This is a genomic window from Sphingomonas aerophila (assembly GCF_014199305.1).
Taxonomy (GTDB): Bacteria; Pseudomonadota; Alphaproteobacteria; order Sphingomonadales; family Sphingomonadaceae; genus Sphingomonas; species Sphingomonas aerophila.
In genome coordinates, this window is sequence record NZ_JACIJK010000006.1 from 11,561 (window position 1) to 35,067 (window position 23,507).

Here is a 23,507-nt window from a genome sequence, read left to right on the forward strand (position 1 = left end):
TGGCGCAAAGCTGAACAGGAGATACGTTTATGCGCCCCAGCGGCCGCGCCCCCGACCAGATGCGTGCGATCACCATCGAACCGAACTTCACCCGCCATGCAGAAGGGTCGGTGTTGATCGGCTTCGGCGAAACCAAGGTGCTGGTGACTGCCAGCATCGAAGAGCGCGTGCCCCCCTTCCTTCGCGGCAAGGGTGAGGGCTGGGTTACGGCCGAATATGGCATGCTGCCCCGCGCCACCCACACCCGCAGCAGCCGTGAGGCCGCGAAGGGCAAGCAGTCCGGCCGCACACAGGAAATCCAGCGCCTGATCGGCCGCTCGCTTCGCGCGGTCACCGACCTCAAGGCGCTGGGCGAACGCCAGATCACTCTCGATTGCGACGTCATCCAGGCGGACGGCGGCACCCGCACCGCTTCGATCTCAGGCGCGTGGGTTGCCCTGCGCCTCGCGATCAACGCCTTGCTGCGGGACGGCAAGCTCACGACCGACCCGCTGACGCAAAAGGTCGCGGCCGTGTCTTGCGGCATCTACGAGGGCACGCCGGTGCTCGACCTAGACTATCCCGAGGACTCCTCCGCCCACGCGGATGGCAACTTCGTGATGTTGCAGAACGGCACCTTTGCCGAAGTGCAGGCGACTGCCGAAGGCGCGACCTATGACGAGGAAGGGTTGCTCCGCCTCCTGCGCCTGGCGCGCATGGGTTGCGCCGAAATCTTCGCGGCACAGGATCGCGCCGTCGCCGGGGCGGCCCAATGAGCCTGGAGTTCCCCGGCCCGCAAGCGGTGCGCAAGCTCGGCCCCGGCAAGCTGGTGATTGCCAGCCACAATCCGGGCAAGGTGAAGGAGATTGCCGCCCTGCTTGAGCCGTACGGCATCGAAACCGTGTCGGCCGCCGCGCTCGACCTGCCCGAGCCGGAAGAAACCGGCACCACCTTCGTGATGAACGCCGAGCTAAAGGCTCGTAGCGCCGCCGACCTGTCCGGCCTGCCTGCCCTCGCCGACGACTCGGGGCTGTGCGTCGAAGCGCTGAACGGTGACCCGGGCGTTTACACCGCCAACTGGGCTGAAACGCCGTCGGGCCGCGACTGGGATCTTGCGATGCGCAAGGTCGAGGATGCGCTGAACGCCAAGGGCCCAGACGTCAGCCGTGACGCGCACTTCGTCTGCGTCCTCGCGCTCGCCTGGCCGGACGGCCATGTCGAGTGGTTCGAAGGCCGCGCCGAGGGCACGCTGACCTGGCCGCCGCGCGGCACGGTGGGTTTTGGCTATGATCCCGTCTTCGTGCCGACTGGCCACGACCGGAGCTATGCCGAACTCGACCCTGCCGAAAAGCATGCGATCAGTCACCGCGCCGATGCCTTCCGGCAAATGGTGGCAGCCGTATTCTGACCGGGCACGCGATCGATCCCGACCTCGTGCGCGGCTGGCTCGCCGCGCGCTCGGTGTCGCGCGGCCTGCCCGCCCCCGTGCCGGACAGCGGCGGCTGGCGAGTCGACACGGGCTCTGAAGAAGAGCGCCGGCGCTATGTGTTCGCCACGACCGGTCCGGGCATCTCTGCGCTCGCCGGCAGGATCACCGAAACCAAGGTCCCAGTAAAACTCTGCGCCTCGGCAGCGGTGTTCGGGCCGCGGCTTCCGTCGAATTGGGAGATCCTCAGCGAACACTGCATGATGATCGCGGGACCCGTTGAAAGGCCCGCGCCCGCGCTGCCGCACAGCTACAGCCTCAACCTACGGGCAAGCGGCCCTGTCACCCACGCCACCATCAGTGCGCCGGACGGCACCTTGGCGGCGACTGGCTATGCAGCAGAAGTGGACGGGATCTTCGTCTACGACCGTATCGCCGTGTCAGAGGCGCACCGCCGCCGCGGGCTGGGCCGCGCACTCATGGCCGCCCTGGCCGAAGCGCGCGCCGATCCCTCTTCGCGTGAAGTTCTGGTCGCAACTGATGCCGGTGCGGCGCTCTACGCCTCCATCGGTTGGCAGGTCTATGCGCCCTACACCACGGCCGCGCTTCAGAAGGCGCGCTGACCCACCACGTTGCCCGCGGGCGAGTAGCGGCACACCAGGTAATCGTCGCTGCGATTGCTCGCGATGGCACATCCGACCTGCCTGCTGCCGCGCCAGACGATTTGCGAATAGTGCGCCACGTCCTCCCATCGGCCAGTTCGACTGAACGCGGGAGTAGCAAGGTTCACGAACTGATCCCGCTCGGCGACCCAATGCCCGATCATCTCGGAAAGGGCATAAGCATCGCGAGTGCCCGTCCATAGATTCTCACCCTCACGCGCTGGCCCTTGTGGTTGCTCGGCGTGCTGAAAGCGCCCGCTCGCCGCCAGCTGATCCGCATAGGCCTGCGCATGGGCGGCCAGCGTGTCACTCCAGGTGAGCGGGGTCACGCCCACCGCGGCACGCGCCCGATTATGCCCGTCCAGCATTGCGCGCCTAAGCAACCCGGCGCCTCGCGGCGCAGCAGCCTCGGATCGACGCGCCTCCACGACTCGCTCGGGCCCATACGCATCATCGGCACCGGAGCAGCCCGTACAGGCCGTCAGCAGCATCAGCGAAGCAAGACAGTGGCGTAGCGCACGCATGGTTGCCATATCGGCGCCGTGACCGATCCCGACAAGCAGCCGCCGCTCGCGCTTTACGTGCACTGGCCCTTTTGCGTTTCCAAATGTCCGTATTGCGACTTCAACAGCCATGTGCGCGCATCGGTCGACCAGGATGCCTGGCGCAGCGCGCTGCTGGCTGACCTCAACCATGAGGTCGCCGCCCTGCCTGACCGTCGCCTCGGCTCGATCTTCTTTGGCGGCGGCACACCATCACTGATGCCGCCAGCCACGGTGGCAGCGATCATCGACGCCGCGGTTCGCGCCTGGGCACCCGCCGGCGACCTGGAGATTACCCTGGAGGCGAACCCATCCTCCGTGGAGGCGGCACGCTTTGCCGACATCGCCGCAGCCGGCGTGAACCGCGTTTCGCTAGGGCTTCAGGCGCTCGACAACGAGGCGCTCCGCTTTCTCGGCCGCGCGCACGATGTGGCTGAAGGGCTAGCCGCGCTTGACACCGCGCAGCGGCACTTTGCCCGGGTCAGCACCGACCTCATCTATGCCCGGCCCGGGCAGACCCTGGCGGCTTGGGATGCGGAGCTGTCCCGCGCGCTCGGCTTCAGCACCGAGCACCTCTCCCTCTACCAATTGACGGTGGAGCCCGGCACACGCTTTGCTACGGAGGAAGCCGCCGGACGCCTGACGCTTCCCGACGGCGACTCAGCTGCCGATCTATTCGAACATACCCGCGCGCAGACCGCCGCCGCAGGCCTGCCCGCCTATGAAACGTCAAACCATGCGCGTCCGGGCGCTGCGAGTCGGCACAACCTGACCTATTGGCGCTATGGCGACTATGCGGGCGTCGGCCCGGGCGCGCATGGCCGGCGCGGCGGACTCGCCACCCAACGCCGCCGCAAGCCCGAGAACTGGCTCGCCGCCGTCGATCGCAATGGCCACGGCATGGAGGTGGAGGAGCCGCTGGACCCGCACACTCGCGCTACGGAAGCGCTGGTCATGGGACTGCGACTTGCCGAGGGCATTTCCCTGCCCCGCATCGCCGCCCTGGCTGGCGGGCATGCCCCGATCGACGAACGGCAGGTCGCCCGACTTGCGGAACAGGGGCTGGTCGCCCGTGAAGACGACCGTCTGCGCGTCACCGAAGCCGGCGCACTGCTCCTCGACGCCATTCTGCCCCTAGTTGTGGCCGATCCCGTCAGCGCGTGAAGTCACTCGGTGCCGGCGACACCACCGTCGTCGTGCCGCCCCGAATCTCTTGCACCTCCAGCGCGCGTTCCGCGATGCCGTCCCGGCCAAAACGGAACGCGCCGTCGATCCCGGCAAAGCCGCCCGCATCGCGCAGCCGCGCCTCGGGGAACGGCCGGTTCATCGGCCAATCGCGAGAGATCCTGACCGCCAGCAACACCGCGTCATAGCCAAGGCTCGAGAGCCGGTACGGCGCGGAGCCGAAGCGGGCGCGGTATTTGGTCGCAAACTGCCGGTACAGCGTGTCCGATACGCTCGCGAACCACGCGCCATTCAGCGCCGTACGCCCGCCGATCGACGCGTCTGAATTCCACAACTCCGTGCCCAGCAGGTGCACGCCCGGGCTCGCGCGCTTAACGCCAGGCGCGATCGCCGCCCCCGCGGCACCGCCGTCCGCGATCAGCACCGCCCCGAAAGGCGCTTTGGCATTGAGGCGCGTGACGGCGGGTGACGCCTGGCCGCGCTCGTAGACCTGAAGCGATACGACCTGCCCGCCCGCGCCCTCGACCGATCGCAGGAACGCAGTTGATGCGCGCTGGCCGTATAAGCCGTTCGGCACCAGCCCGGCAAAGCTCGATACGCCACGCGAACGGGCAAAGCTGACCACGCGATCGATCGATTGCGAGGGCGCATAGCCCATCAGGTACGCACCGTTCCCTGCAACGCCGGTGTCGTTGGAAAAGCTGATCAGCGGCACGTTTGCCGAGCGCGCGATCGGCGACACCGCTCGCACGTCATCGGCCAGCAACGGGCCCAGGATCAACTGCGCGCCGTCCGCGACCGCCCGCTGCGCTGCCGTGACGGCGCCGCCTGCGGTGTCATAGGTGGTGATGCGCAGCTGGTCGGTACCCGTGTCGAGGACCGCGAGCTGCGTCGCATTGTTGATCGATTGACCGACGCCAGCATTGGGTCCGGACAAGGGCACGAGCAGCGCGATACGATGGCGGGCGGTGTCGCGGGGAATGCCGGCGTCCACCCCCAGCTCGGGCCCGGTCTCGGGACGAGTCGCCCTGCGCGGCGGCGGTGCTTCCGCTGGCCCCCGGGGCACCAGCGTTGAACAGGCGGGCAGAAGCAACCCCGTCACCAGCACGGCCCATCGCCGCCATACGCCCCGTTGCGCAGTCCCGTTACGCTCTGCCATGCACACCCCCATGGATCCCTTGTCCCCAGGCCTCTACATCGTTGCCACGCCTATCGGCAATCTCGGCGACCTTTCCCCGCGCGCGGCCGACATCCTGTCGCGCGCCGACGTGGTCGCGGTGGAGGACAGTCGGGTCACCGCTGGGCTGCTTCGCCACATCGGCGTGAAGCGCCACATGCAGCCCTATCACGATCATAACGCCGAGGAGGTTCGTCCCGGCCTGGTCTCGCGTCTTTCGACTCAGGCGGTGGCGCTGGTATCGGACGCGGGCACGCCGCTCATCTCCGATCCGGGGTACAAGCTGGTCCGCGACGCGCGCGCGGCGGGTCACGCTGTAGTGACTATCCCGGGTCCCTGTGCCGCGGTCGCGGCCTTGACGCTCGCAGGATTACCTACCGACCGTTTTCTGTTCCTCGGCTTTCTTCCGCCCAAGGTGAAGGCGCGGGCAGACGCGATCGCGGAGATCGCGAACGTGCGCGCCACCTTGGTCCTTTACGAGTCGGGCCCGCGCCTGTCCGCCTGCCTGTCGGCGCTCGCGAAGGGCTTGGGCGATCGCGAAGCCGCTGTGACGCGCGAGATCACCAAACGGTTTGAGGAGGCCGTCACCGGGACGCTCGCCAATCTTGCCGCCCGCTACGCCGATACGCCACCAAAGGGTGAGATCGCGATCGTTGTGGCTCCGCCGGGCGAGCCGGAGCCTGCCAGCGCGGAGGACGGCGACGCCGCCCTCGCCGAAGCACTCACCCGTCTTCCCGCCTCCAAGGCGGCCGGAGAAGTCGCCAAGCGCCTCGGCCTAGATCGGAAGGCGCTTTATGCGCGGGCGTTGGAGATGAAGCAGTAGTGGGTCGCCCGTACGGCTTCGCCTGCCGAACGCGCCCTTGCGCGCCACATCATCCCGGTCTGAAATCCGCACCCGGAACATGGGTCTTACGCGCCACCCGGTGCAGGCATAATCCTTTATCGGGGCCGTCCTCCTTTCGACAGGCGAGGAGCATTCGATGCGCAAGCATACTCACTTGATGACAGCCGTGATTGCCCTGGCCCTGTTCAATCCGCCTCCAGCAAGCGCCGAACACCGGCAGTTCACAAATCAGAGCCAGTTCGAAAGCGTTACGAAGAACCGCGATGTTGCAACCGTGGAGAGCTCGCCTGCTGACTATTACGGCAACTCCGGCTTCATCGACCTCGGCACCATCTCAGTCATCACCTCCTCGCCCCTGTTCGTGCAGGACACCAACTATTATGGATCCGGCAAGTTCTTGAGTGCGCAACAGGAGTCACCGATCTATCTAACCTTCACGGCAGATCGCCTGGTGACGGCGTTCGGGTTCAACTACACTTCCGCGGTGCCGCTCCTCTTTTACGTCGACAATTTCAACCTTAAGGCTGAACCAAGTCCGTTCCCCACGAGCAGCTTCTTTGGCTTTACGTCCGACGCTCCGTTCTCCACCGTTTTCCTCGGCATCAACGGTGACGGTATCGATCTCGACAGCATCCAGGTTGCGGACATGGTACCTCCGGTGCCGGAGCCGAGCAGTTGGGCGCTGATGGGGCTCGGCGTCCTTGCAGCCTGGTTCGCCGCCCGCAAACGGCGTGGCACCGGGCCAGCGGCCCGCGCGCTGGCAACGTAGGGCTTTGCACCCGCGCTCGCTGGCGCACGCGCTCGTTCGCCTAAGCAGGCTTGGCGCAGCACCGGCTTGCCGCGACGGGGCTGGGGCCGCATTCTGCGCCCATGCACCGCGCCCCGCCCCGCCGAACCGCCGATAATCGCCGCCTTGCTGAAACCGCCGGCCGCCGCGGTGAACGACTCGCGGGTTGGTGGCTTTGGCTGAAGGGCTGGCGCATCCTCGACCGCCGCGTACGCACGCCGGCGGGAGAGGTCGATCTGGTCGCACGAAAGGGGAACCTGATCTCGTTTGTCGAGGTCAAGATGCGGGGCAGCGCCGCCGATCTCGATCACGCCATCGACGAACGACGCTTGGCCCGTGTCGCCGCGGCGGCAGAGCTTCTGATGCCCCGATATGCCGGGCCAAACGACGACATCCGGGTCGACGTCGTGCTTCTCGCGCCCGGCACCCCGCCCCGCCATATCGAGAACGCCTGGATAGGCTAGTTTAGCGGATCGGGTGACAAGCGCCCTCTGCCGCCTTACCTGCCCGGACATGGCCACTCCCCTCACCGTCGCCGTCCAGATGGACCCCCTCGCCTCCATCAACATCGCAGGCGACTCGAGCTTCGCGCTGATGCTGTCGGCACAGGCCCGCGGCCATCACCTGTTCCACTACCTGGCGGAGGACCTGAACTACCGCGATGGCCGTGTCTGGGCCCTTGCCCATCCTGTGACGGTTCAGCGGCAGCAGGGCGCGCATTTCACCTTCGGGGACCCGGTCAGGCTCGACCTCGGGCGAGAGGCGGACGTGGTGCTGATGCGGCAGGATCCGCCCTTTGACCTCGGCTACATCACCGCGACCCACTTGCTTGAACGGATCGCGGACGAGACGCTGATCGTCAACGACCCTTCCAGCGTTCGCAACGCGCCCGAGAAGATCTTCGTCCTCGACTACGCTCATTTCATGCCACCGACGCTGATCACGCGATCGCTCGACGAAGCACGCGCCTTTCTGGCCGAGCACGGCGACATCGTCATCAAGCCGCTTCACGGCAACGGCGGGAAGGCTATCTTTCGCGTCGGTGCCGATGGCGCCAACCTGTCCGCGCTGATCGAGGTGTTCAACAACACCTGGCGCGAACCGCACATGGTGCAGGCGTTCCTTCCGGCGGTGGCGAAGGGCGACAAGCGCATCGTCCTGGTCGACGGGGAGATTGCGGGCGCGATCAATCGCCTGCCCGGCGAGGGGGAGATCCGCTCCAACCTGGCGGTCGGCGGATCGGCGGAGAAGACGGAACTGACCCCCCGCGAGCGGGAGATCTGCGCCGCGCTCGCGCCGGAGTTGAAGCGCCGCGGGCTGTTGTTCGTCGGCATCGACGTGATCGGTGGGGAATGGCTGACGGAGATCAACGTCACTTCCCCCACCGGCATCGTCGCGATCGAGCGGTTCGATGGTACCGATGTCGCCGGCATGATCTGGGACGCGATCGAGGCGAAGTGCACGCGCGCATGACGCCCGTCGGCCACTCGTCGCGCGAGCTCGCCGGCCGTGTCAGCCTCGGGTTCCCGTGACCGACTTCATTCTCGATGCGATGGCGTGGGGCGGGTATGTCGGCATTTTCCTGCTGATGGCGCTGGAGAATATCGTCCCTCCCATCCCGTCGGAGGTGATCATGGGCCTCGGCGGCATGGCGGTGGCGCGGGGCGACATGCACCTCTGGCCGCTTGTGGCCTGGGGCACCGCGGGGACCACGGTCGGCAACTACTTCTGGTACTTCATTGGCCGTAACGTGGGCTATAAGCGCTTTCGGCCCGTTATCGACCGGCACGGCCGTTGGCTGACGCTGGACTGGTCCGACGTGCAGCGCATCCACGATTTCTTCCTGCGCCACGGCGGCTGGGTTATCTTCGTGTTCCGCTTCATGCCGGCGTTCCGGACCATTATCTCGCTTCCCGCGGGAATGACTCGCATGGGGTTGCCGCGCTTCCTGATCTGGACGTTCCTTGGCAGTGCAATCTGGAACAGCATCCTTGCCGCAGCGGGACTGTATTTCGGTAGCAACTTTGGCGTGATCGACCATTATGTCGGGCCGGCCGCGATCGCGCTTACCGCGCTGCTGATCGCAGGGTATCTGTACCGCGTCGCGACCTGGCGTCCCCGCGGCTAGGAGCCCGCGCGGGGGTGCGCGTTGCGATAGACGTCCAGCAGGTACGCGGCGTCCACCGCTGTATAGACCTGCGTCGAGCTGAGGCTTGCATGGCCTAGCAGCTCCTGAAGCGCGCGAAGGTCCGCTCCCCGGCCAAGCAGGTGGGTGGCAAAACTGTGCCGCAGCGCATGTGGGGTCGTCCGCTCGCCCAACCCCAGCCGTCCGCGCGCGCCCTGCACCGACCGGCGCACCACGCCGGGTGACAGCGGTCCGCCCTTGGCACCGCGAAACAGCGCCTCCTCGCGCGGCAGCGGCCACGGCACCTCCTCGGCATAGCGTTCGATCGCGCCACGCACCTGCGGCAGTAGCGGCACGATCCGCGTCTTGGCGCGCTTGCCCGTGACCCGCAGCGTGTCGCCGAGCGGCAGCACCGACGCGGTCAGCCCCAGTGCTTCGCCAATGCGCAGCCCCGCCCCGTAGAGCAGCATCAGCACCGCCCAGTCGCGCGCGCCGATCCAGGGCTCGCTTGCGTCCTCCGCCACGTCTCTCGCCAATGCCACTGCTTCGTCGGGCGAGACGGGCCGGGGCACACCTTTCTTGACCCGCGGCCCCCGCAGCCTCGGCGTTGTTGCCCCCTCGCTCGCCCAACCCAGGAAGCCACGCACGGCCGACAGCTCCCGCGCCGCCGACACGTTGCCCAGACCATCTCCTCTCCGGTGTGCCAGGAACGCGCGCAGGTCCGTCGCGTCGATCCTTGCGAGCCGCGCAGCATCAACGCGCTCGCCCCAATGTTCAGCCAGAAAGTCCAGAAGCCGCTCCGCCGTCGCCTGATAGGCGCGGACCGTATGAACGGACCTTCGGCGATCCCGCGTCAGATGCTCGCCCCAGCCTAGCGCGAGTGGATGCACCATTCCGTCCATGTCCGCCGCTGTCCTACAGCGTTGGTCCGGTGGCAAGGTCGGGCATATCTCCGACGAGGGGCGCCCCGCGGCCGGTCGCCCATCGATGCTGAACCCCGGCAAAGCACAAGAGACGATAGTCGATCGCTTCTCCCCTTTGCCGGCTCGTCAAGCGGTTGCCCCGAGTCGCTCCGGCCCCATATGGGGGAAAGATGAGCCGCGCCCGCGTCCTCCTCCTCAACGCCGCGCTCGGCCCTCTCGACTACCGCGTCCCCGACACGATGAGCGTCGAGCCCGGATCGATCGTCGTCGCGCCGCTTGGCCCCCGACAACTTCTCGGAGTTGTGTGGGAGCCAGATCGCATGCCTTCCGACGCGGAAGTTGGCGACAACCGCCTGCGTCCGCTGCTCGCCGTAGCGGACGCACCGCCGCTGCGCGAACCGCTGCGCCGGTTGGTCGAGTGGACTGCGGACTATTATCTAGCTCCGCCCGCCGCAGTGCTGCGCATGACACTTGCCTCCACTTCCGCGCTCGAAGGCGCGCGCACGGCGGTGGAGTATCGCGCCACCGGGACCGTACCGCCCCGCCTCACGCCGCAGCGCGAACAGGCGCTTGAGCGGATCGGGGATCGCCAAGGCCTGATTCGAGAACTCGCGGCCCTTGCGGACGTGTCCGACGCCGTGATCCGCGGCCTGGTTAAATCCGGTACGCTGGAGGCTGTGCAGGTAGACATCGACAGCCCCTTCCCGGTACCCGACCCCGGTCACGGGGTTCCCGAACTCTCCCCTGACCAGCGGGCCGCCGCGGACGCGCTGGTCGCGGACGTTGCCGCGCATCGTTTCCAGCCCACGCTGCTCGACGGCGTCACCGGCTCTGGCAAGACGGAAGTGTATTTCGAGGCAGTGGCTGAGGCGATCCGGCTGGGTCGGCAATGCCTCGTGCTCATACCCGAAATCGCCCTGACCGAGCCGTTCCTGAAACGCTTTGCCCAGCGCTTTGGCTGCGAACCGGTAGCGTGGCATTCGGGCCTTCGCTCCAGCCAGCGTCGCCGAGCGTGGCGGGCGATTGCGAGCGGGGAGGCATTGGTCACGGTCGGCGCCCGTTCGGCCCTGTTCCTGCCCTATCGCAACCTCGGCCTGATCGTGGTCGACGAGGCGCACGAGACAAGTTTCAAGCAGGAAGACGGCGTCCATTACCACGCCCGCGACGTCGCCGTGATGCGCGGGCGGTTCGAGGGCTGTCCCGTGATCCTCGCGTCCGCCACCCCGGCCATCGAGACGCGCCAACAGGTCGAACTTGGGCGATACGCCGAGTTGCAGCTACCCGGACGCTATGGTGCAGCAGAGCTGCCGACGATCGAAGCGATCGACCTCATCCAGGAACCGCCAGAGCGCGGCCGTTGGCTCGCGCCCAAGCTCGTCACCGCGATGGAGGAAACGCTCGGTCGCGGTGAACAGGTGCTGCTGTTCCTCAACCGTCGTGGCTATGCCCCGCTGACGCTGTGTCGCACCTGTGGTCACCGTTTCCAGTGCCCGCACTGTACCGCCTGGATGGTGGAGCACCGCCTCACCCGCCGTCTCGCCTGCCACCACTGCGGCCATGTCGAGCCAGTGCCCCGCGCCTGTCCTGAGTGTTCGGGCGAGGACACGCTCGTCGCCTGCGGGCCGGGCGTGGAACGCATCGCTGACGAGGTCGCGCTGCTGTTCCCGGAAGCGAAGACAGCGGTGGTCACCTCCGACACGATATGGTCGCCTGCCAAGGCCGCCGAGTTCGTGGACCGCATGGAAGCAGGCAATATCGAGGTCGTGGTCGGCACCCAGCTGGTGACCAAGGGCTATCATTTTCCCAACCTGACCCTGGTCGGCGTGGTCGATGCTGACCTGGGGCTGGAGGGCGGTGACTTGCGCGCTGCCGAACGCACCTTCCAACAGATTCGCCAGGTCTCGGGCCGCGCCGGCCGCGGTGAGAAGCCCGGGCATGTCCTGATCCAAACTCATAGCCCGACCGCACGCGTCATGCAGGCCCTGATCACGGGCGACGCAGAAGCGTTCTATGACGCAGAAACTGAGGCAAGACGCGAAGCCAACGCGCCACCCTTCGGCCGCTACGCCGCCATCGTGGTTTCATCGGAGGATCAGGCCTGCGCTCATGAGGCTGCGCAACTGGTTGGCCGATCAGCGCCGCGGGTCGACGGCATGTACGTCTACGGCCCGGCCCCGGCGCCGCTCGCCATGCTACGCGGCCGCCACCGCTATCGCCTGCTCGTCCATGCCCGCCGCGCGCTCGACGTGCAGGATGTTATACGGGATTGGCTCGGCAAGCTGGACTGGCCGGCCAAAGCGCGGGTCACCGTTGATGTGGATCCGTACAACTTCCTCTAGGCCGCTTGGGTGAGGAGGCGCGCGAAAGTTACGGAGGGGCGGCGCATGTAGGCCGGGCTGCGGCGCCGTTGCTGCCGGCTGAGCGAACAGCATGGCCGCGGACAACGCAAGTTTCTGTGCGGATCAGCCCCGGAGCAAAGGCCGGCGCCGGCCTGACACTAAGTATTTTCAGGGCCTAGCTGCTGCACGGCCGTCAGCGTTGTCTAAGTTCGGGCGGGCGTGCCCCGATATGCTCGCCCCATCCACGGCGCGCAGCACAGAAATCGCAACTGGGGGCCTGTTCCCGTCACCTGAAAGATCGAGAGAAAAGGGCGACGGGCAGAGCGGACGACCGCCCTCCCCGCCTGCCCTGCATGTCAGGCCGTCTGTTCGGCCAGGACCGTCAGACCCTTGGCGTTCACTTCGGCGAAACCGCCAGTGATCGGCAGCGTCTCGGGCGTGGCACCCTGAGCGCGATAAATCGAAAGCGAGCCATCGCGGATTGTCGACATGAAAGGCGCATGGCCCTCCAGCACGCCGAAGTCGCCCTCGGTGCCAGGCACGACCACCATATAGACCTCCTCCGAGCGTACCAGGCGCTCGGGGGTGACCAGTTCGAAGTGCAGCGCCATTACGCCGCCTGCGCCAGCTTCTCGGCCTTGGCGACCGCCTCGTCGATGCCGCCGACCATGTAGAAGGCAGCCTCCGGCAGGTGGTCATATTCGCCGTTCACCACTGCCTTGAACGAGCGGATCGTGTCCTCGATCTGCACGAACTTGCCGGGGATGCCGGTGAACACTTCCGCGACGTGGAAAGGCTGCGACAGGAAGCGCTGCAGCTTGCGGGCGCGGCTGACCGTCAGCTTATCCTCTTCGGACAGCTCGTCCATTCCGAGGATGGCGATGATGTCCTGCAGCGACTTGTAGCGCTGGAGCACCTGCTGCACGGCACGCGCCGTCTCGTAATGCTCCTGGCCCACGGTGCGCGGCTCCAGAACGCGGCTGGTCGAGTCGAGCGGATCCACAGCCGGGTAGATGCCCAGCTCGGAAATCGCGCGGCTTAGCGTCGTGGTCGCATCCAAGTGGGCGAAGGATGTTGCAGGCGCCGGATCGGTCAAATCGTCCGCGGGAACGTAGATCGCCTGCACCGAGGTGATCGAGCCCTTGTTGGTCGACGTGATGCGCTCCTGCAGTGCGCCCATGTCGGTCGACAGGGTCGGCTGATAGCCCACCGCCGACGGAATACGACCGAGCAGCGCCGACACCTCTGCGCCCGCCTGCGTAAAGCGGAAGATGTTGTCGACGAAGAAGAGCACGTCCTGGCCCTCCTGGTCGCGGAAATACTCGGCAATGGTCAGGCCCGACAGGGCGACGCGAGCGCGGGCGCCCGGCGGCTCGTTCATCTGGCCAAATACCAACGCGACCTTGGAGCCCTCCGGCGTCGCATTGCCGTCCGCGTCCTTTGCGATAACACCCGCATCGAGGAACTCGTGGTACAGGTCGTTGCCCTCACGGGTACGCTCGCCGACGCCCGCGAACACGGACACGCCGCCATGGCCCTTGGCGATGTTGTTGATCAGTTCCTGGATCAGCACGGTCTTGCCAACGCCGGCGCCGCCGAACAGGCCGATCTTGCCGCCACGCGCATAGGGCGCGAGCAGGTCGATCACCTTGATCCCGGTGACCAGGATCGCGCTCTCGGTCGACTGATCGATGAAGTCGGGCGCCTTGGCGTGGATCGGAGCACGCAGGTCGGTGCCGACCGGACCACGCTCGTCGATCGGCTCACCGACAACGTTCAGGATGCGGCCCAGCGTCGCCGGACCCACGGGTACCGAGATCTGCGCCCCGGTGTCGCGGACGGTCTGGCCGCGAGTCAGGCCCTCGGTCGAGTCCATCGCGATCGTGCGGACGGTGTTCTCGCCCAGATGCTGCGCAACCTCGAGCACCAGCTTGTTGCCGTTGTTGTCGGTCTCGAGCGCCGACAGAATGGCGGGCAGGTTCTGGTTGAAGTGCACGTCCACAACGGCGCCGATCACCTGCGAGATGCGGCCGACATTGTTGGTGCTGCCCTGGGAGGTGGGGCGGATGTCTTCGGCGACGGTTGCCATTACTTTTTCCTCGGCTCTGCTGTGCCCGCCATAGCGTCTGGACGGGAGAAGGTCACGACCCAGCGGGTGCCGCTGGGCAAGGGTTCGCGGGTCACCGCGTAAGTGGCGCCGGCAAGCGTGCCGGCTCCGGGATGTTCGGCCTCGATCGCGGCCACGACGGGCTCGGCACCGGGCGCGCCAAGCTGCTTCAACGGTTGACCGATCCAGCGCCCGAATTGCTGCCGAGCGAAGGCCCCGTTGGCCGCGTTCACCAGATCGAGCGAGAAGCGCATCGTGCGCAGCCGCTGCTGGTCGCCCGACACGGTCAGGTGCGCCATGTTGACCGGCGGCGCCGATGGATCACCCATTGGCGTGGGCGTCGCTTCCGACTGGAAGCCCTGCCCGGCCACAACATACTCGCCCAGACGGAAGCCCATGCGATTAAGCAAGGTCACCGTCCCCGGCGCGTCATTCCATAGCGTTGCCCAGCCGTTCTTCACGAACGGCGTGGGCGCCGCCTGCGGCTGCTCGGCGGACTTGGAACAGCCGCCAAGCACCGCGGCGACAAGCGCCAGGGAGGCGGCCGTGCGGATCAAAGCGCCTCGGCGCCCGAGATGATCTCGACCAGCTCGGTGGTGATCGCGGCCTGACGCGTGCGATTATACTGGATCGACAGGCGGTTGATCATGTCGCCGGCATTACGCGTCGCGTTGTCCATGGCGTTCATGCGGCTGCCCTGTTCGGACGCGGCGTTTTCCAGCATGGCGCGGAACACTTGAATCGCGACGTTGCGCGGCAGCAGGTCGGCAAGGATCGCCTCCTCGTCCGGCTCATATTCGACCACCGCGTCGCCCGACGTGGACATCGCACTGGCAGCCTGTACCGGAACCGCGACCGGAATGATCTGCATGCCGGTCGGCTCCTGAACCAGGGCCGACACGAACTTGGCATAGAAGAGCTCGGCAACGTCGAACTCACCCGCCGCGAAACGAGCGAGCAGGTCGTCAGACACGCGACGTGCATCCTCGAACGTCACGGACTTGATTGCCGACAAGTCGGGATCGGCCACGATCTGGTTCGGGAACAGCCGGCGCAACACGCGGCCCTTCTTGCCCGCCAGGAAGAACTTTACCGTCTTGCCCTGCGCCGCCAGCTCTTCAGCCCGGCGACGCGCGGCGCGCACGATGTTGGTATTGAATGCACCGGCCAACCCGCGCTCAGAAGTTGCAACTACCAGCAGGTACGTCTGGTCCCTGCCAGTACCCGCCAGCAACGGCGACACGGCAGGTCCGCCGGCAAGCTGCGCCGCCAGCGACGCCACGACACGCTCGATCCGCTCGGCGTAGGGACGGCCATTCTGCGCCGCTTCCTGCGCACGGCGCAGCTTGGCGGCGGCGACCATCTTCATCGCCTTGGTGATCTTCTGCGTCGACTTAACCGAGCCGATGCGGAGCTTCAGGGCCTTGAGGGATGCCATCGTGGTCCTTTGGTCGTCATCCTGGGCCTGCTCCGGGGTCCCGGGCCCAGCGGCGGACCGCTTGCAACCCGGAAACCCGGCGCGACGCCGGGAGGACGGAAGTGTTTACGCGAACGACTTCGCGAACTGGTCGAGCGCCGCCTTCAGCTTGCCCTTGGCCTCGTCGCCCAGGTCGCGCGAGTCACGGATTGCCGTCAGCACGTCTGCATGGTTCGCACGCAGGTCGGCCAGCATCGCGCTTTCGTACCGGACCACGTCGGCTACCGGAACGTTGTCGAGGTAACCGTTGGTGCCCGCGAAGATCGACGCCGTCTGCTCTTCAAAGGGCAGCGGGTTGAACTGCGGCTGCTTCAGCAGCTCGGTCAGGCGCGCACCACGGTTCAGCAGGCGCTGCGTCGACGCGTCGAGGTCCGAACCGAACTGGGCGAACGCAGCCATTTCACGATACTGGGCCAGCTCCAGCTTAATGGAGCCGGACACCTTCTTCATCGCCTTGGTCTGCGCGGCGGAGCCGACGCGGCTGACCGAAAGGCCGACGTTGATTGCCGGGCGGATGCCCGCAAAGAACAGGTCGGTTTCGAGGAAGATCTGGCCGTCGGTGATCGAGATCACGTTCGTCGGGATATAGGCCGACACGTCGCCTGCCTGCGTTTCAATGATCGGCAGTGCTGTCAGCGAGCCACCGCCATTCTCGTCCGACATCTTTGCGGCGCGCTCGAGCAGGCGCGAGTGGAGATAGAATACGTCGCCCGGATACGCCTCACGGCCCGGCGGACGGCGCAGCAGCAGCGACATCTGGCGATACGCGACCGCCTGCTTGGACAGATCGTCGAACACGATCAGCGCGTGCATCCCGTTGTCGCGGAAGAACTCGCCCATCGCGGTGCCGGTGTACGGCGCGAGGAACTGCAGCGGCGCAGGGTCGGATGCGGTTGCGGCAACAATGATGGAATACTCCATCGCGCCGTTCTCTTCGAGCGTACGGACGAGCTGCGCGACGGTGGAGCGCTTCTGGCCGACCGCGACATACACGCAGTACAGCTTCTTCTTCTCGTCGGTGCCGGCGTTGACGCCCTTCTGGTTGATGAAGGTGTCGATCGCCACGGCCGACTTGCCGGTCTGACGGTCGCCGATGATCAGCTCGCGCTGGCCACGGCCTACCGGCACCAACGCGTCGATCGCCTTCAGGCCCGACTGCATCGGCTCGCTCACCGACTGCCTCGGGATGATGCCCGGTGCCTTTACCTCGACGCGGCTGCGGTGATCGGCGACGATCGGGCCCTTGCCGTCGAGGGGGTTGCCGAGCGCGTCGACGACCCGGCCGAGCAGGCCCTTGCCAACCGGCACGTCCACGATGGTGCCGGTGCGGCGCACGATGTCGCCCTCGCGGATCTCGGCGTCCGATCCGAAGATCACGACGCCGACATTGTCGGCTTCAAGGTTGAGCGCCATGCCCTGCACGCCATTGGCGAACTCGACCATCTCGCCCGCCTGGACGTTGTCGAGGCCATAGATGCGGGCGATGCCGTCACCCACCGACAGCACCTGGCCGGTTTCGCTGACCTGAGCCTCGGTGCCGAAATGCGCGATCTGGTCCTTGATGACCTTGGAGATTTCTGCGGCGCGGATATCCATTTTCGTCAGCCTTTCATCGCGCTGGCGAGCGCATTCAAACGGGTACGGATCGACGAATCGATCATCTGGGAACCGATGCGGACCACAAGTCCGCCGAGGATAGCTGGGTCGACGTTGAGGTCGATCGCGACCTCACGCCCGACACGCTGACGTAGCTGCTGCCTCAGCTCGACCACCTGTTCGTCGGTCAACGGGTGCGCGCTCGTTACCTCTGCCGTCTGCTCGCCGCGGTGACGCGTCGCAAGCTGGCGATAGGCACTAATGATCTTGGGTAGTTGGCTCAAACGGCGGTTCTCCGCCAGCACGCCCAGGAAGCTGCGCGTGGTCGGATCGAGCCCCATCTGGTCGGCGGTTGCGGTTACCGCCTTCACGGCATCGCCACGCGCGACCACGGGACTGGTCGTCACCTTGCGCAGGTCGGCCGACTGGCTGAGTGCATCGCGCACCGCCAGCAGGCTCTGCTCAACCTGATCAATAGCCTTGGCTTCTTCCGCCAGCTCGAACAGGGCCAGGGCATAGCGTCCGCCTAAGCTCGCTTGAATACCGCCGGATGACTCCACGCGATGAGTGTCCTTACCTAACAATCGGTTGCCCCATGCACATGGGGAGGCGCGCGAAATCGGCGCCTCGATGGGGTGGCGGGCGGCTAGCATGGGGTCCCGCAACATGCAAGCGCGGCCGGAACGACTCAGCTACCATCCTTGCCGCCGCTTTTGGGGCCGTCCTTGGTCAATTCGCTCGATTTCTCCTTCGCCGCCTCCAGCGCCGCTCGTCCGCCCTTCCCTGCATCAAGGGCGGCAAGGATCCGCGCGGCCGGGTTGTCGCTGTCGGCGTGGGGGTTGTAGGCAAGCGGCCGCAGCAGCGCCTTGGCACCGGGCACATCATCATCAAGCAGCCGCTGCTGCGCAGCCTGGAACCGTATGTCCATGTCCTGCGGCACTAGCTCAACAGCGCGATACAACCCGGCCACCGCGCCCTTGTTGGGCTTGGCGTCCTGCATCTGGAACGACTGATAGAACAGGGCGAGCGCTGCCGCGTCGTTGTTCTGGGCCCGATTGGCCTTGATGATCCAGCTGCGCGCCTCTTTCCAGGCCGCCTCATCGTGTGACTTGGCGGCGACCAGCCGGGCGAGGTGGACGCGCGCCTTGTAGAGCAGGCCCTGGCTCGATGTCGGATCGGCCGCGACCGCGTGATCGGCTGCTGCTTCGGCGGCCTCCAGATCGCCCGCGTCATACGCCATCTCGGCGAGCCACCCCTGCGCTACTGGATCGGCAGGGTAGCGTGCGCCCGCCTCCTTGGCCTTTGCCCAGAGCGGCTTCGCGGTTCGGCCATCGACCCCGCGCGTCGATTCCATCCGCATCCGTATCAGCGCTGCTTCCCCCTCGGTCAGCGCTCGCACGTCCACCACCGGTTGCGGCAGAATCGATGCGCTGACCGGCAGGGCGGAAACCCTGGACTGTTTCAGGTAAGCATCAGCACGCTTGTCCAGCGCCTTCAGATCGCCAAAGCTCTGCTGTGCCGCCGCCGCGCTCTTTGTCCCGGAGTTGAGCAGCGTCAGGTATTTGCCGAGTTGGGAACGAAGAACAGGGTCGAACATGACCATATGGGTCAGCAACCAGCCACGGCCATAGATCGCCTCTGTCTGCTCGGACGTCATGGAGGCGGGCGGTGCGAACAGCTGCCCCATCGTCAGCTGCTTGTCCATTTCGAGCAGGCCATAAGCGCGGTGCTGCGCCGGAACGCCGATCCAGTACTTGTCGTCGCGCTTCGCGGTGGTGGACGCGAACTCGGCAAAGCCTTCCGAGAACCAGGCCGGCAGCGCCAGCGTCGAATTTCCGAGCAGAAAGTGGTGGGTATACTCGTGGAACAGCACGATCCGGGGGCTCAGCGCGTTCTCCCCGACACTGTCCGATTGGCGCGGGGTGAAGGCGATCGACCCTGTCACGCGCGGCACATAGAATCCGGCCACGTCCTTCATCCTGGCGAATTGCTGGACGGAGGCGATCGAGGGCAGGACGTAAACGGTCACCTTGTTGAACGCGCGATCCGGGTTGCGCGCCGCGTCGGTCACGTCGGTGAGGAAGCGTTGCGAGAACGCGGACATTAACAGGTCAAAGCGCTCGAGTTCCGCGGTCTCGGCGCGCAGTTTCTCGGCATTGCTGTCCGAATATACCACGAAGTGCGTGCTCGTGGCCCTCATCCAGGTCGCCTCGGCGGGGACGCCAGCCGTCACCACGCCGAGGGCGAGCGCAGTGCGCCCGATCCTTCCCTTTATCCCCATTACATCCCCCTTTGTTCTTCTGCCGACCATATCGGGCGCCGGTTTGGACGCAAGCGCCGGGATGCAGTTGGCGCGGCTGCTGATAAACTGGCCCGATGACACAGACATCCGCCCCCATCGATGTCGAGCAGGCATGGGCAGCCTTTGCCGCGCGCGACCGTACCTCCGACGGACGCTTCGTCGTCGCCGTCCGCACAACCGGCATCTATTGCAAGCCGAGCTGCCCGGCCCGCCGACCGGCCCCAGGCAATGTCACGTTTTTCGCCGATGGTCCGGCAGCGCAGGCCGCAGGCTTTCGCGCGTGCCTGCGTTGCCGCCCGGACGAGGTCGCGCGCGACCACGCCGCCGTTGCCGAAGCCGCGAGACTGATCTCGGAAGGTGAACAGTTGCCGACCCTTGCGAACCTGGCGACGGCGGTGGGCTATGCGCCGCATCACTTTCAGCGCGTCTTCACGCGCCTTACTGGCATCAGTCCAGCCGCCTATGCCCGCGCCCTTCGAGCAGAACGGGGCGACGACGCGCTTGGGAAAGCAGGATCCGTAACCGACGCCGTGTACGCAGCCGGCTATTCGACCCCGAGCCGCTTCTATGCCGAGACTGCGCCAAGGCTCGGCATGACCCCGCGACATCGTAAGAATGGAGGAGCAGGTCAGGTGATCAGATGGACAATCGCGCCGACCAGCCTTGGCCCGCTGCTGGTCGCGGCAACCGAAAAAGGCCTGTGCCGCGTCGCTTTTGAGGAAGACGAGGCTGCGCTCGCCGCGCGCTTCCCGGCCGCCACTCTCACGCCCGCAGACGAGGCCCTCGCGCAACTCGCGCGACAGTTGGTAGCGCTGGTCGATGAGCCACGCAGCGCACCTGCCGATCCCCTGCCCCTCGATATCCGTGGTACCGCTTTCCAGGAGCGCGTTTGGCGGGCGTTGGCCGATCTCGCGCCCGGTGAAACGGTCAGCTATACCGAACTCGCTTCACGCGCCGGCAACGCAGCGGCCGTACGCGCTGCCGGCTCCGCGTGCGGCGCCAATCCGGTCGCCATCGCGGTACCCTGTCATCGTGCCAAGCGCGGGAACGGGACCCTTGGCGGTTATGCCTGGGGGCTCGATCGCAAGCAGGCGCTGCTCGATCGCGAGCGTGGTTAGGCAAATGTAAATCGTTACACCCTAGGCCGATCCCGAGTTGATGGGGACGAGTGTGGCATGAGTGCGTTCGGTCGGCGCAGCGGCGTGAGTGGTGGAACCGGACCTAGCCGGCCGGCCTTCGGCGTCGCTCGTCCGATGCAAGGCGGCGGAACCACCCGTCCCGAGCCGGAGGGCGGCAGCCAGTTTCCTCCGCTCGATCCGCTTGTCCCCCTGCCGGGCGACCCCGTTCTCGAAACGGTCGGCACCATGCCCGGCCAGGCGATGGATGCGATGGCCCGTCTGGCCGAACGTCAGGCCGCCTCGGCGGACTCCGGATCGAGCCGCGTCGAGGGGTTCGAGTCTTCCATCCACAAGATCAAGGAACAGGTGCTCCCGCGCCTGCTCGAACGCGTCGATCCCGAAGCGGCCGCGACGCTGGGCAAGGATGAACTTGCCGAAGAGTTCCGCCCGATCATCGGCGAGGTGCTGGCCGAGCTCAAGCTGACGCTCAATCGGCGCGAGCAGTTCGCGCTGGAAAAGGTACTAGTCGATGAGCTGCTCGGCCTTGGCCCGCTCGAGGAGCTCCTGTCCGACCCCAACATCTCCGACATCATGGTCAACGGTCCGGACCAGACCTATGTCGAGCGCAAGGGCAAGCTGGAACTGGCACAGGTCCAGTTCCGCGACGAGGAGCACCTGTTCCAGATCGCGCAGCGCATCTGCAACTCGGTCGGTCGCCGCGTCGACCAGACCACTCCGCTCGCCGACGCTCGCCTGAAGGACGGCAGCCGCGTCAACGTCATCGTGCCGCCCTTGTCGCTGCGCGGCACTGCCATCTCCATTCGTAAGTTTTCGGCGAAACCGATCACGCTCGACATCATGGCCGGCTATGGCTCGATGAGCCCCAAAATGGCGACCGCGTTGAAGATCGCGGGTGCCTGCCGCTTCAACGTCGTTATCTCCGGCGGTACCGGCTCGGGCAAGACCACGATGCTGAACGCCCTGTCCAAGATGATTGACCCGGGCGAGCGCGTGCTGACGATTGAGGACGCGGCGGAGCTTCGCTTGCAGCAGCCGCACTGGCTTCCCCTCGAAACCCGCCCCGCCAATCTGGAGGGCCAGGGCGAGATCTCGATCCGCGACCTGGTCAAGAACGCCCTGCGTATGCGCCCCGACCGCATCATCCTGGGCGAGATCCGCGGCAGCGAATGTTTCGACATGCTGTCCGCTATGAACACCGGCCACGACGGGTCCATGTGTACGCTTCACTCCAACTCCCCGCGCGAGGCGCTGGCGCGTATGGAGAACATGGTGATGATGTCGGACATCAAGGTGCCCAAGGAAGCGATCAGCCGCCAAATCGCGGACTCGGTCGATATGATCATCCAGGTGAAGCGACTGCGCGACGGCTCGCGCCGCGTCACCAACGTAACCGAGGTCATCGGCATGGAAGGCCCGGTCATCGTTACCCAGGAGCTCTTCAAGTTCGAATATCTGGATGAAAGCGCGGACGGAAAGATCATCGGCGAGTACCGCTCGATGGGCCTGCGCCCCTACACGATCGACAAGGCAAAGCAGTTCGGGTTCGACCAGGCTTATCTGGAGGCGTGCCTGTAGGTCACGAAGCGCCCGAGACCCGCGCTGTCACGATCGCTAGTCGCGTTCCGCAACCATGTCGGCGGGACGAGCGGCTAACCCACATTGTGCGGGGCGCGAATGCCGCCTAGCTGGCGCACGTGCCACGCCCGCTTACCCTGCTGCTCCTCCCGCTTCTTCTGACGGCAGCTCACTCGCCGTCGCCGCCGGTTGCGATCGCCAGCCGCGACGCCGGCGTCGCCACCCTGTCGGACGATGCCGAAGCGCGCTGGGTTTCGTTCGACCTGACGCCAGGGAACCAAATCCGCTTTGTCATGGCCCTCGATGGCAAACCCGTGACTGCCATTCTCGACACGGGCGTCAGCTATTCGGTGCTCGGTCGCGGCTCGCCCGCGGTGACGCCTGCGCGATTGCAGCCGGGCGGCAGCGCCACGGCCATCGGCGGTGCGGTCGCGATCGAATGGATGCCGGTCGCGACGTTGCAGGTCGGCGGCCTGACCCGGCGCGGCGGCGGGGTCACCGTAGCCGAGCTTCCCGCCCTCGCCACGGGCAGCAGCAAGGCGGTGGACCTGCTGGTCGGGCGCGACCTGATCGGCGAACAAGCGCTCGACATCGACTATCAGGCGCGCCGCTTCCGCCTGCTGCGATCGGGCCGCATGCCATTTCCCGGGCTGACCGCGCCCCTCACGATCTCTGCCGAGCGCCGGGTGTACGAGAGCGAGCTGATATTGGGTGGCCGACGGCTGCGACCGATGGTGGTCGACACCGGCGACGGCTCCTCCATCACGGTCACCCAATCGGGCTGGCGTGCGGCCGGCCTGTCGGCCCTTCGCAGCACCACCGGCATCTCCTTTGGACTCGCTGGCCCGGTCGTGAGTGACGTCGCCATTGTTCCCGACCTGCGTCTCGGCCAGGTCACCGCCCGCTCCGTAGAAGTCCGGGTGGAACCGTCAGGCGGGTTCTCGCAGTCGATCGGTACCGCCGGCCGGATCGGATCGGGCTTCCTGCAGAACTACCGTGTGCTGCTGGATCCAGGCGCCGGCCGCATGATCCTTCAGCCCGGCCCGGACGCGGGAATGCCGCCACTCAGGTCGACCAGTGGGCTGCTCGTGGGCCTGGTGCGGGACAGGTTGCGCGTGCTCCACGTGATGAAGAACGGCCCGGCTGCCGCAGGCGAGTGGCGCGAGGGGGATGAGATCTGTTCGGTGAACGGCGCCCCAATCCCGCCCGACTACCCATCCAACCCATTGGCGAACTGGTCCGTCGGGGCGCCCGGAACGCGCGTCACCCTGGGCCTGTGTGGCGGCGGATCGCGGGTGCTGACCCTGGCGAGCTTCTACTGA

23 protein-coding genes are annotated in these 23,507 nt (G+C 66.5%); 13 read left to right on the plus strand and 10 right to left on the minus strand.

Going from position 1 to position 23,507, the window contains the following annotated elements; all coding sequences use genetic code 11:
- Positions 1-29: 29 nt before the first annotated feature.
- The 3 genes from rph to FHS94_RS10025 are packed head-to-tail and all read left to right on the plus strand — an operon-like array spanning position 30 to position 2,028.
- Entirely contained in the window at positions 30-755 is a 726-nt protein-coding gene (gene rph / locus FHS94_RS10015; RefSeq protein ID WP_184057387.1) for a ribonuclease PH, read from the plus strand.
- The gene (rdgB, locus tag FHS94_RS10020) at positions 752-1,387 is read left to right on the plus strand and encodes an RdgB/HAM1 family non-canonical purine NTP pyrophosphatase (protein WP_184057389.1); all 636 of its coding nucleotides are present in this window, start codon (positions 752-754) and stop codon (positions 1,385-1,387) included. Before rph ends, rdgB begins: the two co-directional genes overlap by 4 nt.
- Before the next feature lie 26 nt (positions 1,388-1,413).
- Positions 1,414-2,028, plus strand: coding sequence for a GNAT family N-acetyltransferase (locus tag FHS94_RS10025; RefSeq protein WP_343055234.1), 615 nt, complete (start codon positions 1,414-1,416; stop codon positions 2,026-2,028).
- Here FHS94_RS10025 and FHS94_RS10030 read toward each other — a convergent pair.
- The gene (locus FHS94_RS10030) at positions 2,013-2,591 is read right to left on the minus strand and encodes a CAP domain-containing protein (protein ID WP_343055235.1); all 579 of its coding nucleotides are present in this window, start codon (positions 2,589-2,591) and stop codon (positions 2,013-2,015) included. The two genes, FHS94_RS10025 and FHS94_RS10030, sit on opposite strands and share 16 nt — an antisense overlap.
- 18 nt (positions 2,592-2,609) lie before the next feature.
- Between FHS94_RS10030 and hemW the strand changes: the two genes are divergently transcribed.
- On the plus strand, positions 2,610-3,773 hold the full coding sequence (gene hemW, locus FHS94_RS10035; RefSeq protein ID WP_184057393.1) for a radical SAM family heme chaperone HemW: 1,164 nt from the start codon (positions 2,610-2,612) through the stop codon (positions 3,771-3,773).
- Here the strand turns inward: hemW and FHS94_RS10040 are convergent.
- Positions 3,763-4,953, minus strand: coding sequence for a penicillin-binding protein activator (locus tag FHS94_RS10040; RefSeq protein WP_184057395.1), 1,191 nt, complete (start codon positions 4,951-4,953; stop codon positions 3,763-3,765). The two genes, hemW and FHS94_RS10040, sit on opposite strands and share 11 nt — an antisense overlap.
- 10 nt (positions 4,954-4,963) lie before the next feature.
- Here FHS94_RS10040 and rsmI point away from each other — a divergent pair, with 10 nt between their 5' ends.
- The 5 genes from rsmI to FHS94_RS10065 all read left to right on the plus strand — a co-directional run bounded on the left by rsmI (position 4,964) and on the right by FHS94_RS10065 (position 8,730).
- Entirely contained in the window at positions 4,964-5,794 is an 831-nt protein-coding gene (rsmI, locus tag FHS94_RS10045) for a 16S rRNA (cytidine(1402)-2'-O)-methyltransferase (RefSeq protein ID WP_184057398.1), read from the plus strand.
- Between the two features lie 157 nt (positions 5,795-5,951).
- The gene (locus FHS94_RS10050; RefSeq protein ID WP_184057400.1) at positions 5,952-6,584 is read left to right on the plus strand and encodes a PEP-CTERM sorting domain-containing protein; all 633 of its coding nucleotides are present in this window, start codon (positions 5,952-5,954) and stop codon (positions 6,582-6,584) included.
- 101 nt (positions 6,585-6,685) lie between these two features.
- A complete protein-coding gene (locus FHS94_RS10055) occupies positions 6,686-7,066 on the plus strand; it encodes a YraN family protein (protein ID WP_184057946.1) in 381 nt (126 codons plus the stop codon).
- A 49-nt stretch (positions 7,067-7,115) separates the two neighbouring features.
- Positions 7,116-8,075 carry a glutathione synthase gene (gene gshB / locus FHS94_RS10060; protein WP_184057402.1) on the plus strand — a complete coding sequence of 320 codons (960 nt, stop codon included), beginning with the start codon at positions 7,116-7,118 and terminating at the stop codon, positions 8,073-8,075.
- Positions 8,076-8,130: 55 nt separating this feature from the next.
- Positions 8,131-8,730 carry a VTT domain-containing protein gene (locus tag FHS94_RS10065; protein WP_184057404.1) on the plus strand — a complete coding sequence of 200 codons (600 nt, stop codon included), beginning with the start codon at positions 8,131-8,133 and terminating at the stop codon, positions 8,728-8,730.
- Here FHS94_RS10065 and FHS94_RS10070 read toward each other — a convergent pair.
- On the minus strand, positions 8,727-9,620 hold the full coding sequence (locus tag FHS94_RS10070) for a tyrosine recombinase XerC (protein ID WP_184057948.1): 894 nt from the start codon (positions 9,618-9,620) through the stop codon (positions 8,727-8,729). The two genes, FHS94_RS10065 and FHS94_RS10070, sit on opposite strands and share 4 nt — an antisense overlap.
- Positions 9,621-9,820: 200 nt before the next feature.
- Between FHS94_RS10070 and FHS94_RS10075 the strand changes: the two genes are divergently transcribed.
- Positions 9,821-11,989 carry a primosomal protein N' gene (locus FHS94_RS10075; RefSeq protein WP_184057406.1) on the plus strand — a complete coding sequence of 723 codons (2,169 nt, stop codon included), beginning with the start codon at positions 9,821-9,823 and terminating at the stop codon, positions 11,987-11,989.
- Positions 11,990-12,345: 356 nt separating this feature from the next.
- On the opposite strand, the gene FHS94_RS10080 is transcribed toward FHS94_RS10075, so the two are convergent.
- The 7 genes from FHS94_RS10080 to FHS94_RS10110 all read right to left on the minus strand — a co-directional run bounded on the left by FHS94_RS10080 (position 12,346) and on the right by FHS94_RS10110 (position 19,450).
- Complete coding sequence (locus FHS94_RS10080) at positions 12,346-12,600, minus strand: ATP synthase F1 subunit epsilon (RefSeq protein WP_184057407.1); 255 nt, start codon at positions 12,598-12,600, stop codon at positions 12,346-12,348.
- On the minus strand, positions 12,600-14,078 hold the full coding sequence (atpD, locus tag FHS94_RS10085; protein ID WP_184057408.1) for a F0F1 ATP synthase subunit beta: 1,479 nt from the start codon (positions 14,076-14,078) through the stop codon (positions 12,600-12,602). Before atpD ends, FHS94_RS10080 begins: the two co-directional genes overlap by 1 nt.
- Positions 14,078-14,653, minus strand: a complete 576-nt coding sequence (locus FHS94_RS10090) for a hypothetical protein (RefSeq protein ID WP_184057411.1) — start codon at positions 14,651-14,653, stop codon at positions 14,078-14,080. The genes atpD and FHS94_RS10090 overlap by 1 nt, the downstream gene beginning before the upstream one ends.
- Complete coding sequence (locus tag FHS94_RS10095; protein ID WP_184057413.1) at positions 14,650-15,534, minus strand: F0F1 ATP synthase subunit gamma; 885 nt, start codon at positions 15,532-15,534, stop codon at positions 14,650-14,652. Before FHS94_RS10095 ends, FHS94_RS10090 begins: the two co-directional genes overlap by 4 nt.
- A gap of 105 nt (positions 15,535-15,639) precedes the next feature.
- Positions 15,640-17,169, minus strand: a complete 1,530-nt coding sequence (gene atpA, locus FHS94_RS10100; protein ID WP_184057415.1) for a F0F1 ATP synthase subunit alpha — start codon at positions 17,167-17,169, stop codon at positions 15,640-15,642.
- 5 nt (positions 17,170-17,174) lie between these two features.
- Positions 17,175-17,729, minus strand: a complete 555-nt coding sequence (locus FHS94_RS10105) for a F0F1 ATP synthase subunit delta (RefSeq protein WP_343055236.1) — start codon at positions 17,727-17,729, stop codon at positions 17,175-17,177.
- Between the two features lie 128 nt (positions 17,730-17,857).
- Positions 17,858-19,450, minus strand: a complete 1,593-nt coding sequence (locus FHS94_RS10110) for a hypothetical protein (RefSeq protein ID WP_246348533.1) — start codon at positions 19,448-19,450, stop codon at positions 17,858-17,860.
- Positions 19,451-19,545: 95 nt separating this feature from the next.
- Here FHS94_RS10110 and FHS94_RS10115 point away from each other — a divergent pair, with 95 nt between their 5' ends.
- The 3 genes from FHS94_RS10115 to FHS94_RS10125 all read left to right on the plus strand — a co-directional run bounded on the left by FHS94_RS10115 (position 19,546) and on the right by FHS94_RS10125 (position 23,507).
- Positions 19,546-20,589, plus strand: a complete 1,044-nt coding sequence (locus FHS94_RS10115) for a bifunctional transcriptional activator/DNA repair enzyme AdaA (RefSeq protein WP_184057417.1) — start codon at positions 19,546-19,548, stop codon at positions 20,587-20,589.
- A gap of 57 nt (positions 20,590-20,646) precedes the next feature.
- A complete protein-coding gene (locus FHS94_RS10120) occupies positions 20,647-22,185 on the plus strand; it encodes a TadA family conjugal transfer-associated ATPase (RefSeq protein ID WP_184057419.1) in 1,539 nt (512 codons plus the stop codon).
- 119 nt (positions 22,186-22,304) lie between these two features.
- Complete coding sequence (locus FHS94_RS10125; protein WP_343055237.1) at positions 22,305-23,507, plus strand: pepsin/retropepsin-like aspartic protease family protein; 1,203 nt, start codon at positions 22,305-22,307, stop codon at positions 23,505-23,507.